The organism is Shewanella baltica (assembly GCF_900456975.1).
In the GTDB taxonomy this organism is placed as follows: Bacteria; Pseudomonadota; Gammaproteobacteria; order Enterobacterales; family Shewanellaceae; genus Shewanella; species Shewanella baltica.
Genome location: NZ_UGYM01000002.1, coordinates 2,926,795 through 2,939,411, shown reverse-complemented (window position 1 = coordinate 2,939,411; position 12,617 = coordinate 2,926,795). Strand labels below are relative to the sequence as shown.

11 protein-coding genes are annotated in these 12,617 nt (G+C 45.5%); 6 read left to right on the top strand and 5 right to left on the bottom strand.

What is annotated here, in order from left to right; genetic code table 11:
- The first annotated feature begins 247 nt into the window (after positions 1 to 247).
- The 6 genes from DYH48_RS13400 (at position 248) to DYH48_RS13375 (ending at position 6,839) form a co-directional block, all read left to right on the top strand.
- Positions 248 to 1,234: a TerC family protein gene (locus DYH48_RS13400; RefSeq protein ID WP_115335045.1), complete on the top strand. Its 987-nt coding sequence runs from the start codon at positions 248 to 250 to the stop codon at positions 1,232 to 1,234.
- 226 nt (positions 1,235 to 1,460) lie between these two features.
- Positions 1,461 to 2,999 carry a hypothetical protein gene (locus DYH48_RS13395; RefSeq protein ID WP_071939020.1) on the top strand — a complete coding sequence of 513 codons (1,539 nt, stop codon included), beginning with the start codon at positions 1,461 to 1,463 and terminating at the stop codon, positions 2,997 to 2,999.
- Positions 3,000 to 3,190: 191 nt separating this feature from the next.
- Positions 3,191 to 4,912 (top strand): phospho-sugar mutase, encoded by a 1,722-nt coding sequence (locus DYH48_RS13390; RefSeq protein ID WP_115335044.1) that lies wholly within the window; start codon positions 3,191 to 3,193, stop codon positions 4,910 to 4,912.
- A gap of 169 nt (positions 4,913 to 5,081) precedes the next feature.
- Positions 5,082 to 5,465: a VOC family protein gene (locus tag DYH48_RS13385; RefSeq protein ID WP_115335043.1), complete on the top strand. Its 384-nt coding sequence runs from the start codon at positions 5,082 to 5,084 to the stop codon at positions 5,463 to 5,465.
- 101 nt (positions 5,466 to 5,566) lie between these two features.
- Positions 5,567 to 6,016 (top strand): GyrI-like domain-containing protein, encoded by a 450-nt coding sequence (locus DYH48_RS13380; protein WP_115335042.1) that lies wholly within the window; start codon positions 5,567 to 5,569, stop codon positions 6,014 to 6,016.
- 109 nt (positions 6,017 to 6,125) lie between these two features.
- Complete coding sequence (locus DYH48_RS13375; protein WP_006081090.1) at positions 6,126 to 6,839, top strand: helix-turn-helix transcriptional regulator; 714 nt, start codon at positions 6,126 to 6,128, stop codon at positions 6,837 to 6,839.
- 14 nt (positions 6,840 to 6,853) lie between these two features.
- Here the strand turns inward: DYH48_RS13375 and DYH48_RS13370 are convergent, their stop codons facing one another.
- The 5 genes from DYH48_RS13370 to DYH48_RS13350 all read right to left on the bottom strand — a co-directional run bounded on the left by DYH48_RS13370 (position 6,854) and on the right by DYH48_RS13350 (position 12,610).
- Positions 6,854 to 8,176 carry an IS4-like element ISSba6 family transposase gene (locus tag DYH48_RS13370; RefSeq protein ID WP_115334147.1) on the bottom strand — a complete coding sequence of 441 codons (1,323 nt, stop codon included), beginning with the start codon at positions 8,174 to 8,176 and terminating at the stop codon, positions 6,854 to 6,856.
- Positions 8,177 to 8,385: 209 nt separating this feature from the next.
- Positions 8,386 to 9,678 carry an aerolysin family beta-barrel pore-forming toxin gene (locus DYH48_RS13365; RefSeq protein WP_115335041.1) on the bottom strand — a complete coding sequence of 431 codons (1,293 nt, stop codon included), beginning with the start codon at positions 9,676 to 9,678 and terminating at the stop codon, positions 8,386 to 8,388.
- Positions 9,679 to 10,451: 773 nt separating this feature from the next.
- The gene (locus tag DYH48_RS13360) at positions 10,452 to 10,754 is read right to left on the bottom strand and encodes an AzlD domain-containing protein (protein WP_115335040.1); all 303 of its coding nucleotides are present in this window, start codon (positions 10,752 to 10,754) and stop codon (positions 10,452 to 10,454) included.
- A complete protein-coding gene (locus tag DYH48_RS13355; RefSeq protein ID WP_115335039.1) occupies positions 10,751 to 11,572 on the bottom strand; it encodes an AzlC family ABC transporter permease in 822 nt (273 codons plus the stop codon). Before DYH48_RS13355 ends, DYH48_RS13360 begins: the two co-directional genes overlap by 4 nt.
- Before the next feature lie 204 nt (positions 11,573 to 11,776).
- Positions 11,777 to 12,610 (bottom strand): helix-turn-helix transcriptional regulator, encoded by an 834-nt coding sequence (locus tag DYH48_RS13350; protein WP_115335038.1) that lies wholly within the window; start codon positions 12,608 to 12,610, stop codon positions 11,777 to 11,779.
- Positions 12,611 to 12,617: the final 7 nt, after the last annotated feature.

Sequence of the window (12,617 nt, the reverse complement as noted above, 5' to 3'; positions counted from 1 at the left end):
AAGCAAGGTAACGAGTAGACTTAGCTCTGCGTCGGAGACTTGCGTATCGGTTGCACAGCAGTGTCGAATGAAATAGGTATTAAATGCCAATGGCGGTGGATATAAGCCCAATTTTAATCAGTTAGCTTTTTATTTTAAGAATGATTTATCTGGATAGTCACTGTTTTGATACCTAGGGTTTCTATGGGTTTTCAGACTCAGTTATGCTGATTTCGCTCAGCCGTTTTATTGGTTATTAAGGAGACTTATGGAGTTTTTTACCACCCTATTTGTGGGTTACCCGCTTTGGGTTTGGTTGATGTTTTTCGGTTTTGTGCTGGCGTTATTGGCCTTCGATCTTGGCGTATTACACAAGGAACAGCATGAAATTACCGTGGCCGAAAGTTTAAAGCTTTCAGCCTTTTATATCTGTATGGGCTTACTGTTTGGGGCTTGGCTGTGGTGGTACAAGGGCTCAACGGCGGGTATGGAATATCTGACGGGTTATCTGATTGAAAAATCGCTGTCTATGGATAACGTCTTTGTTATCGCCTTAATCTTCAGTAGTTTAGGCATTCCGCGTTTATACCAACACAGAGTGCTCTTCTGGGGTATTTTGGGTGTAATAGTGCTACGCGCGATTATGATTGGCCTTGGCGCAGTGCTCGTTGCCCAGTATCAAGGCGTACTGGTGTTATTTGGACTCTTCTTGATTTTCACTGGTGTGAAAATGCTCTTCTCCAATGACGAGCACAGTGATATCCAAGATAATAAGTTTTACAAATGGTTACGCACTAAGATGCGCTTTACGCCGACACTGCATAAGGAGAAGTTCTGGGTACGGGGTGAAGATCATCAGTTATCAAAAGGATGGTGGGCCACGCCATTATTTTTAGCGTTGATCTTAGTGGAAACCGCGGATTTAGTGTTTGCTGTCGACAGTATTCCAGCCATTTTTGCGATTACCCAAGATCCTTTCATCGTTTATACCTCGAATATCTTCGCGATTTTGGGGCTACGTGCCTTGTATTTTGCCTTGGCGGCCATGGTGCACCGTTTCGAGTACCTTAAATACGCGTTGTCGGTGGTATTAGTATTTATCGGGGTGAAAGTGGGCTTAGTGTATTTCAATCACGAGGGAATAGTGAACTTTACTATTCCAACCGCACTGTCTCTTGGGGTGACGTTCGGCCTGTTAGTCGCAGGGGTCTTGTTCTCGTTGTGGAAAACGCGCGGCCAAGAAATCGATAAATAGGGAAATAGTTTGCGCGACTCGTGGCGAGTCCAATAACGAATCTCTTGGCCGTTTAGCCCCTGCTAAACGGCCTTTTTTATATTCTTACTATCCGAATCGTTGAGCTTTACAGAGGATGTTAAAAAATGAGGATATTAAAAATTAGTCTATGCTTACTTTGAGTCGCCGCTGGTGCCGAGGCTCACAAAGGGAGTTTTTAGGACTAATACTCTTCAAGGACGATATTATGAAACTTAACATTGCCGCCATACTCATGCTCTCAGTTTGTTCATTGACCACTGTCAGTGCAAAAGCTGCAGACAAACAAGCAACTGATACCGTATCTAATGTAACTTCCACTTGTACTGGAGCTTACCCAAGTTACTTCCAAGACCCCGCGTTCAATAAAACAGGTATGTGGGACAATCAAGTCATCATCAACCAAGCTTATTCAGGCTGGAAGGGACCCATTTTTAGCTTGAGCGATGCCTATTCGAGTGCGCAGCAAGATAATGCTGCACCTTGGCTTGAATTCAATCCCTTCGATAAAAGTCTGAGTGAGACAGATAAAAATACCCAAGCGTGGAAATACCTTTGGGCTGTGATGAAATACATCCAAGAGGGGAATATCGACAAAGGCGATATCAGTAAGGACTGGGATTTGTGTAATAACAAGGTTCGCTCTTGGTACCATATTCCCTATCAGACCTATGATCCTATGAGTGGACGGGAATTTATCCACGGCTTGACCCGCGAAGCCCCCGTCACTATGGAGATAAAAGGCCAAGGCGATTTGAAAACCACTATGTGGGCGGTGGGGTTTTATAATCCTCAGGCGGCTAATAGCATTGGCAAGGTATGGACGGGAGCGCCGTCACCTGTGATGCCGCAGCAAAATTTTGTATTTAATGAAGGCAGTGTGATCGGCAAATTACTGTTCACCACAGCAACGCCCAATAATTATCCTTTCCTCGAAAACGTACCCGTTTGGCAAGCCAATATCAGCGCCAGTGATTTCTGCGAATGTAAAAATGCCGATGGCAGTGCTTGCAGTTTCCAACAGGAAACAGAGCAATGCCCGCGCTCTGTCGCCGATGTGTACTTATTACAGTTTGACATCGCAGTGCGTGACAGCCGCTCGCCCGTGGGCTGGGCCTATGGCACTTTTGTCGCCGATGGTCAGTTTAAAGCGAAAGAGAAAAATCCTTGGGATCGTATCTCTCCACTGGGATTAATGTGGGGTAATGATACGCCGCCTGCCACAGTGGGAGCGGCAGCATTCCCTCAAAACCCAATCACAGGGCTTAAGGATAGCGCTGTATTTCAAGAGGTCGTTGGTCGCTTGAATGAGCACACCAATGCGGGACACTTAGGGTGTAACGGACGTTTAAATGGCCCTGCGGATAACGCATTAAGTAGCTGTTTATCTTGCCATCAAACCGCATCTGTTCCCGATGGCACTAATAATACACCGGCAATCTTGTACCAATTTGCCTCGTATCAACAGCCGGGCAGTGGTCAATGTTTAACATCGCCCAGCGCACTCGATTTATCGATTGACCAAGTGTATTTCAAAACCTTTAAGTGCTCAGCATCCTTTGTTGGACCAAGCAACATAGTCCCCGTACCTAAATATGCCCAAGGGCAAAAAGAGTGGATTTCTACTGACTTTTCATTACAGCTCAGTATCAGTCTCACCCAGTGGCAAGAATGGCAAGAAGACCAAGATAACCTGAAAAAGAACATCAAAGTGCGCGTATTCGAGGGCACTTTACCTTCTCGCTAATGTTGAAGTTTGTTTAAGGTTAACACCAACGCACTATCCGGCATGAATGGCCAGATAGTGCGTTTTTTATGCTCAGCCTTAGTTTATGCCGAAATTAAGCCTCAGCTGATTTTGAAATTAATGCAAATTAGCTTGTTCTTCGCCGCTGTTTTTTCTAATGTGATTGCAAATGATTTTCAATGAGGCGTGTTATGAATACCCATCTGCAGTTACAGGTAAACCATTGGCTTGAAAATGATCCTGACCCTCGCACTCAATCCCAATTACAAACCCTAGTCGATAGTGGCAATGAAGCCGAACTCGCGGCGCGCTTTGCCAGTCGCTTAGAGTTTGGCACCGCAGGATTACGCGGTGTGGTCGGCGCTGGGCCTATGGGGATGAACCGTCTGGTGATCCGTCAAACCTCGGCAGGCCTTGGTGCTTATCTACTTGATCAGATTAAAGATGCCGCCGAGCGTGGTGTGGTGATTGGTTACGATGGTCGCCACGACTCATTCAATTTTGCCCATGATGCGGCGAGTGTGCTGACCGCTATGGGCATTAAGGTGCGCTTAACGTCTAAAGTGGCGCCGACACCGCTGGTAGCCTTTGGGGTGAAACATTTTAATGCTGCAGCAGGCATTGTAGTGACCGCGAGTCATAACCCGCCTCAATACAATGGCTATAAAGTGTATTGGGACAATGGCGCGCAGATTATTCCGCCCCACGATTCTGGCATTGCCGCGCAAATTGAGCGCGCCGCGAATCAAGCTATTCCGTTTTTAGAACATGATGAGGCGGTAAAACAAGGTAAGTTAATTATTCTGCAGGACGATTTTTACCAAAGCTATCGCCATGGCGTGCAGCAAGCTGAGGTGCTGCAAAACCATACGGCTCCAGAAAAGGTCAGTTTAGCCTATACCGCCATGCACGGCGTGGGCGCTGAAATGGCTGAAACCGTATTGAAAGATGCGGGTTTCACCCAAGTGTATTCGGTTGCTTCCCAACGTGAACCCGATGGCGATTTCCCAACGGTGAACTTCCCCAATCCGGAAGAAAAGGGTGCGATGGATTTAGTGATCGCCGAGGCGAAAAAACACGGCGCTATGCTCGCCTGTGCTAACGATCCCGATGCCGACCGTTTTGCGGTTGCAGTGCGTCGTGATGATGGCGAGTACCAGATGCTAACGGGCGATCAAGTCGGTGTGCTCTTTGGGCATTACTTGTTATCTCACGCTAAAGATAATCAGCGACTTACGGGCACTACGATAGTGTCATCGAGTCTGTTATCTAAAATTGCTCAAGGGTTTGGCACGCAAAGCTTTACCACGCTCACCGGCTTTAAGTGGCTGATGAATGTGGGTATCGCGAAAACGTCCCCTGAGGATCAATTCCTGTTTGCCTATGAAGAAGCCCTTGGTTACACAGTTGGCAGCATGGTGTGGGATAAAGATGGCTTGTCGGCGCTGGTGGCATTTGCCCAATTAACTGCCGAGCTGGTGGCGAAGGGGCAAACGATTTGGGACAGACTCGAGCAAATTTACCGTGAGCATGGCTTCCATCTCAATGCACAGGTGAGTATTGCACTAAAACCTGACACGCCTAATATTGGCGCCTATTTACGCGAACATCCCCCCGTGAAGATTGGTGAGCATGACGTGCTCTCAACCGATGATTTAAAAGCCCTTGAGCGTCGTTTTGCCGATGGTAGCGTTGAGAAAATCGACTTGCCACCGAGCGATGTATTAACCTACTGCTTAGCGGGTGGCGCTCGGGTGATCGTTAGGCCATCTGGTACTGAACCCAAAATTAAGTGCTACTACGAAGTGGTCGAAACTATAGTCGATACTGATACCTTAGCCAGCGCTCAGGCGAGGGCGAGCAAAGCCATGGAAGATTTTATTCAGGCCCATCAAGCCAGTTTGCCAAAGTAACGTTTTAACTAGGCCAAAACCCTCAACATTCACTTTTATTAAAAGGCTACTGACATCATGCTGTCAGTAGCCTTGTTTTATTCTTGTTGTCGCCCGTTAATGATTCAGTCCTGAATTTTATAAATAAGGTTTTGAATCATTGATATTTTTTAACAAGGAGAAAGTGAAAATGTTATCTATTGCACAGTTAGTTTGGGGTGAAATTCCTGTCAGTGACATGAACCGTGCCGTTGCTTTTTATCAGCAGCATTTTGGGGTTGAGTTTAAACGTGACGATATGGAAGACATGGAATATGCGACTATAGTCACCGAAGATGCGAGTGCGGCGAGCATAGGGTTAGTCAAATGCAGCATGAGCCAGCCATCGATGCAAGGCAGCACTGTGTATCTGCATTTCAGCGCACAATTGCAACCTTTAGTGGATAAACTTATCGCAGCAGAGGTGACGATTATCCTGCCAGTCACACCGATTAAAGACGGTGAGTGTGGTTATATCGCCTTATTTGCCGATAGCGAAGGTAACAAAGTGGGTCTGTGGTCTAAGGATAAGTAGTCTCGAGTGATTAATGTATTAGCGTCGTGGCCTTAAGGCACGACTCTAAAATCACGCAATTAACTAAAGTATGGGTTTAGATTTCTATGGAAGAAACAAAGATGGACGTGGTTTATATTGATGCCCGGCCGCTACTTGGATTGAGTATCCGCACGAACAATCGGGCCAAAATGTCCGCCGATAGCGCTAAAATTGGCAGTTTATGGCAAGCCTTTTTTGAATCATCCCAGCTCACCGCTATGCTCAATTCGCCCATGTATGGCGTGTATTATGACTATGAGTCAGACATGAATGGCGATTTTTCTGTGCTGGTGGGCAAGGCAATTGATGCCCCTGTAGAGGCAAACCACTTAGTGTCACTGGAGCTTGAAGCCGGTAAGTACCTTAAATTTACCGGTCAAGGTGACATGCCCCAATGTGTTATCGATCTTTGGGGACAAGTGTGGGGCTATTTTAGTGCTAACGATTGTCCGCATCAGCGACGTTATCAAACTGATTTTGAAGTCTATCTTAGCGCCACTGAGGTTGAGATTTATATCGGGATTTTATGATTTAAATCGTAAACTATCACTCAAGTGAGTATCAGGATATGTCAGTGATTTATGTAAACTCATAATGCTTAATCAACGGATAGGCAAATAAAGGATTAAATTAGAGTCAATGCGCCGCGCCGACCGCCTATTTCAAATAGTGCAAATTCTTAAACATAAACGCCTGACCACAGCCCAAGAATTGGCTGAACGGTTAGAGGTGTCCACGCGCACGATTTACCGTGACGTGCAGGATTTGTGTTTAAGTGGCATTCCCATTGAAGGGGAGGCGGGTGTCGGCTATTTGTTGCGCCATGAGGTCAATGTTCCTCCCTTGATGTTTAACGAAGCCGAACTCGAAGCGATTCAAGTTGGCATGCGTATGGTGCAAACTTGGGGTGGTAAGGAGCTTGGTAGCGCCGCGAGACAGGCGATGATCAAAGTCGAAGCCGTATTGCCAAAACGATTACAAGCCTATCAATCTTTGATGTTTTCACCGGATTTTTATCTCGACTCCAATGAGTTCCAATTCCTCGATCCGCTGCGTAATTCAGCTCAGCGCCGCGAATACGTCAAACTCTTCTATCAAGACGTCAAACTCGATGTCACCGAGCGTGAAGTGCGCCCGCTCGCCATCTATTTTTGGCGTGGCACTTGGACCTTACTGACTTGGTGTGAGCTGCGTTCGGCTTTTCGTAATTTCAGGGTTGATCGCATCACAGGCCTTGTGCGGTTGAACCGTCATTTTGAACAAGCACCTGGTCAAGAGCTGGAAGATTATATTTGCCTGATGGATGAACATGCGAAGGCGCGAGCCGAAGCAAAAGAAAAGCCACTCGAATGAGTAATGCCGTTCACTTAAGAGTGAACGGCATTTTTCTTGGGTCTAACCGGATACTTGTTTTTACTCATTTTAAGGACTCTTGGATAAGCCCTTTCCCGTTTACCATCCAACTTAAATTGCCGTGCATTGCGTTCTATATCCAATACGTCTCTCGGGACATTCCCCGGTGTTTGTGATGGCAGTTGCGTCAACTTGAAGATGATATAACTCGCCGCATCCCTAAAACTCAGTTGATTAGGATGGACCGATGGCAAGCTTTTAGCCATCAGCAACATCTTGTATCTAATGAGATTATAGGCCAGTAGCACGCCCCACAACTCTTGAGTCACCAGCTCCGGTAGTTGACTGCGTAGCGTAAAACGACTCTCCAACAGATGTTGTTTCATCTCTCTGTAGCCCAGTTCGATTTCCCATCGATGGGCATATAAGTCGACGATGTCTTCGCTGGGGTAACGCATCGGGTCAGTTAACGAGGTCAAAATGGCGATTGACTTACCTTTCACTGTCTTAGTGAGTAAACGCGCTTCAAGGGTATCAGGGAGCTGCGGCCATTTCTTTCTGGCTTGAGGCGTGGTGGTGAGTTTCACCCACTGGTCATGTTTTCCCAATGTTCGAACCACCTCATATTGAGTGCCTTTCTTCAATGGCAACAACCAGTGGCTGTCAGGTTGCGCTTGCTGCCAAGCGTGCAGAAGGCCGAGCGAGTAAAATCCTCGGTCAAAAAGGGTTAGACTGTGATTGGGAATGCTAGGAATGAGCTGAGATGCTAAGTTCATTTCATTTTCGGCAACCGAATCAAAGGCGCTGTTGACCAACAAATGGCTGCTTAACTCCATCAAGCAAACCATGCGAATTTGCGGATAAGCCGCTTCGCCTGAAGCGTTTGCGGTACGCGCAAAGGCGGCTTGATTTTGGACACTATCGGGTGTCCGCCATACTACACCGTCAACACCATACAAGTTAAGACCGCACCAATGAGGGTGTTCAGCTCTCGCGTGCCAGGTATTAGCGCTGCGACTAAACACTTCTCGAATAACCTCACTGCCCAATCGTTTTCGAGCCTGAGTCACAGCGCTGCGTGCAACATAATCAATCTCTTGCGGCAAAACAATGTCGAGTTTGTTGATGAGTGACCGAACAGACTCCCCTCGGAACAAAGCCATTCCGATAACGGCCCAAATCATCGCATCCATCGGCAATTTACGCCGTCTTAACGTCGCAACGCCTTGTGAGTCTAAACAGGATTGAATTAACTCAGGTTCTAACACATCAGCTAAGCAGGTGAATTCGGTTAGGCGGGTAATATGAGTGCGGGCGAGTGCTTCTGAGAGTTGCATAAAAAAATCCGATGACATGAGGTCATCGGATTTTGATCTTTTCAGCGAGATCGTCAAGCGATCTGTCTTAACTGATCGGCATTAACTCGAATGAGTGGCTTTTTATTACATTTCTAATTTGCTAGTAACTTTCTAGTATTTTGCTAGTTGTATCGAGATCTCTCTGATACTCGTGTCATAGCTATTATTAAGAGCCTAAGCTCACCATTTTAATTGTTTAACATGACTTCGCTTGATTGCGAAATATTCAGTTTTTTGATTAAACCATCTTCATCATTATTTTGGATCTCGCCGACGGCAACTTGAATATTATGACTCAGTCCTAATTTTTGAGCGCTTTTAGGACGATTAGCAATATCTTCATCCGTTAGCGGATAGGATTCACTGGCATCAATATTAAATTGACTCGAATCTATTGCGGTAAATTTACCGCTGATAGGTGCGCCATGTTGTCTAACTATATTCGCCAATTGCCACTCAAAGCCACTTTTTGACTGTGCAGAACTAATCGCAGCAGGCCAATCCCAAACACCATAACCGTTTATATCTTGATGAAGATATTGATCGACTAAGGCTTCTGGACCATTGAGATTATTCGCATTCGCTCCGCCAAAGGTATAAGGGAAGTTAGGTCTATTTGTCGGATGATTAATATGTGCATTACCTCCCCATTTTAAGAAGTTCTCATATTTTATATCGTACATCATATATAAACTTGAGGTGTATGGAACATCCGCCTTTTGTTTAAACAGAGTGATTGAGATATAACGTTTGCTGCGAGGCGGCATAATTGCTCGGTACTGTGCCTGACTTGAAATCGTTGTACTTTTGCCGTCGGTTTCACTCCAACCTTGGCTGGCGGAAAATTCGGCACTGATTTCAGAACTCGCTCCGCCTATTCCTGGAATACCCACTTCATATTTATTGGTTACGCCAATTTTCTCGGAGAAAGAGAAATTATCGGTTTTGGCCCAGCTAGTGGTGTAATCATAGTTTAGGGTGGCTACACCGGTATCTTCGGTATCGCCCCAGTTGTAAATCACTACTGGAGCGGTATAAATAGCTTCACGATCATAAACTTGAGGTGAACCTAACTTTAGGTTTTGAGGATTAGTTACAAAATGGATATTTTGTAAATTCACCTTCAAACGCTCATTCGCTCTGTAGCCGCTTGCATAAGGATCATTGCCGTTATAGCGGGCTTTAAGACTATATTCGTTGCTCGATTCTCTTCTGACTTCGATATCTTCACCAACATACTGGGATGCCGTACCGCCAGCCCATGCATATCCAAGATGGTGTCCCAAGGAGAATAACGAGCTGATAAACGAGGGGTCGTTAATCACATCATTTTTAAGCGAATCAAGATCAGGGGCAGCGTGTTCTACCATTGACAGTTTTGGAATAGTATTCGGAATAGCCGCTTCGGCCAACAAAGAAACAGTTCCAAGTGCGGTTAAACAGGATAAAGTTAATATACTCAGGCTAGATTTTGTTCTCATGATTGTTCCTTTATTTTAATAAAATATGTCCTTTCATTGAGAGCGCCGATGGCAATTATATGTAGTCCTAAATCATATAAATAATCATTACTGCTAGGTACATCTAAAAACTAGCACTTTTATTTTTATTAAACAAAGTAAAATTAGATTAATTTCAATGGTGTTTAATTTAGGTTAAAAGTGTTAATTATTTTATTTTTAAACGGTATTTTAAACTTTATAATATAGTGTATTTACTTTAATTTTAAATAGGTTAATTTTTGTGCGTGGATTAATGTTAATGGCATGGCGTATTTAATATTTATGCTGACTTTTTTATGAAAAACTTTTTAAATGGACTCTTTGTGCCGAGATTTATATCAATAGTTATACCGAGAGTTATATCGAAAGCTATATCGAGATAAATACTGTAATAGATACAGTAAATAACATGTTTGAGCGGAAGCCTTTAGGCAATGAATAGTGTGAATATGGCTAGGTTAAGTATTTTCTCTTTGTGGTTAGAGTCTTTGTTATTGCAGACAAATCTCATCTTTCATCATTATCGTCGATGTATGAAAGGCCGTTAAAGTCGCTACTGTTTTTGTAGAGCCATAAGGGCATAGAGACATGAAGATTGTGGAAGATAAAGATAATGTGAAAATGATTTTCTAAGAGACGGCGTCTCAGATGGGATTAGGTTGTGTAAAAGAGTCGTAGAGGCGGTTAAGTGCTTGATGCAAGAGTCAGTGCCACTGAGGGCACTGACTTTTTGTTTACTTAATGTTGTTTGCTTAATGGATAAAGAAAAACAGTCCCATACTCAACACTGTGGTCAACAAGGTGTTACGGGTGACGAGCGCGAGTATCGTCGCGACCACGGCGCAGATGAGATAGCTGTTGTCTAAGCTGAGATCGAGCTGGCCTTCTTGCACAAACACTATGGGCGCGAAGATAGCGGTCAGTACTGCAGGGGCTGAGTAACTTAAAAAAGTTTGGGTGCCCTTACTTAATCGCAGCGGTAATTTAGGTTCGAGCAGTAAATGACGACTAATAAACACAACCGCTGCCATTGAGAAAATCATTACCCAAATCATGCTTTTTCTCCTGATGCTGTGTTTGTCTTAGTCCCAGTTTCTGCTTGGGTTTGTGTGCTTGCAAGCTCAGTTGCGGATTGTTCTGCGCGTTCCGCTTCCTTGGTCACTTTGGCGTAAAGTACGCCAGTTGTCATTCCGGCTATGGCGGCGATCAGTAATCCCGCTTGAATTTCAAACAAGGCGCATACCACTGCGAGAGTGAGCGATACTAATACACAGACGAGAATCGACGGCTTTTTTACTGTGGGCACGACCAGTGCGATAAAGGTGGCTGCGATGGCGAAATCTAGCCCAAGTTCGCCTAAATTCTCGATAGAATTGCCCGCGACTATGCCAAGCAAGGTCGCTATGTTCCAGCCGATATAAAAACTCAAGCCGCCGCCAAGGGCGTACCAGCGATCGAACTTATGCAACTTGCCTTGATTGGCGATGGCAAACAGTTCATCTGTGAGCAAAAAGCCCAATGTCAGACGCCACTTTAATGGTAAGGGACTGATTTGACTACGCATCGCCATCGCATATAACAGATGGCGCGAGGTGATGAGTAGCGTCGTAATTAAGATACTCCACAGACCAATACCGGCTTTGACCATGCCGAGCGCCACTAACTGAGCCGCGCCCGCGAAGATAATGGCTGACATGGCTTGGCTTTCAATGGGCGTGAGTCCAACCTCAATGGCGAAGGAGCCCGCTAAAATTCCCCAAGGAACCACTGCTATTGTCAGCGGCATCATGGCCAAGGTGCCTTTTAAAAAAGCCTTGGCTTTTGTGGGATGCGCGGGAGAAACATCAGATTCTATAAGCTTGTCGGTTGTCACTTTGGCTCCTAAAAATAGCGGCGACGCGAGGGTCGCTGTTAAACAATGAATGCTTGGATAAGGTTTGCTTGCTCTGTTATTACCGCTCAGTTACGACTATTTCTTAGAGACTAGTGTTTAGTCATGGCGGGCCTGTTATTAGCGGGCCTGTTATTAGGGATAGAAAGCAAGCATGAGCATGGCAGATTAACCTAAAGTGGTTGTTTAGGCTTGGATAATATTGCGGCCTATTTCTTTGGCAAATTGTCCTGGGGTTACGCCGACGGTCTTTTTAAAATGCCGATTCAAATGGCTTTGATCGTGAAAACCACAATCGAGGGCGACATCGAGCAGCCGTGTGCCTTGCTTGATTTTCCCCTTGGCCAGTCTGACTCTGGCCTGAATTTGGTAAGCGTGGGGCGGTAAGCCGTAATAACGCTGAAATTGCTTGAGTAAATAATAGGGGCTTAATCCCGCAAGCGTTGCCAGTTCTTCAAGGGAGATATCGGCCGCAGGATGATCGTCGATAAAAGATTTAACCAGCGCTAACGCAGGCTTAGCTATTGCCGCGAGGTTGTCGCTTGGACGATGCTTGCCATGGCGCGCCATCAACTGCGTCAAGCTTGAATAGACTAAGCTTTCGCGCAGTAAGCGATTATCCGATGTATCTAAGGTAGTAAAGGTGAGGCGCAGCAGTTCGGCTAGCACTTTGTCATGCACTACAGGTTCGGAGAAGTAGGGTGCACCGCTGTTTGCTGCTCGCTCACGGTTAATATTGGCAAACAGTTCGGGAACGGGATACATGGCACGATAAGAACAGCTGCCATCGCCCCCGTCGCAACTATGCACTTCATCGGCGTTGATGAGAATGATGCTGTGCTTTGGCGCCACATGGTTGCCACCGGTGCGATAAAAACGCTGCGTGCCCGTTTCAATCACGCCTACTGTGTAACCTTCGTGAGTATGCCGACTAAAATTTTGTTTATGGTAGTGGGCATTGAGTAACTCGAGGCCACCTAATTCATCGGCAATCTGGTAGGCCGCATGTTCTGTGTTCATCAAGCCT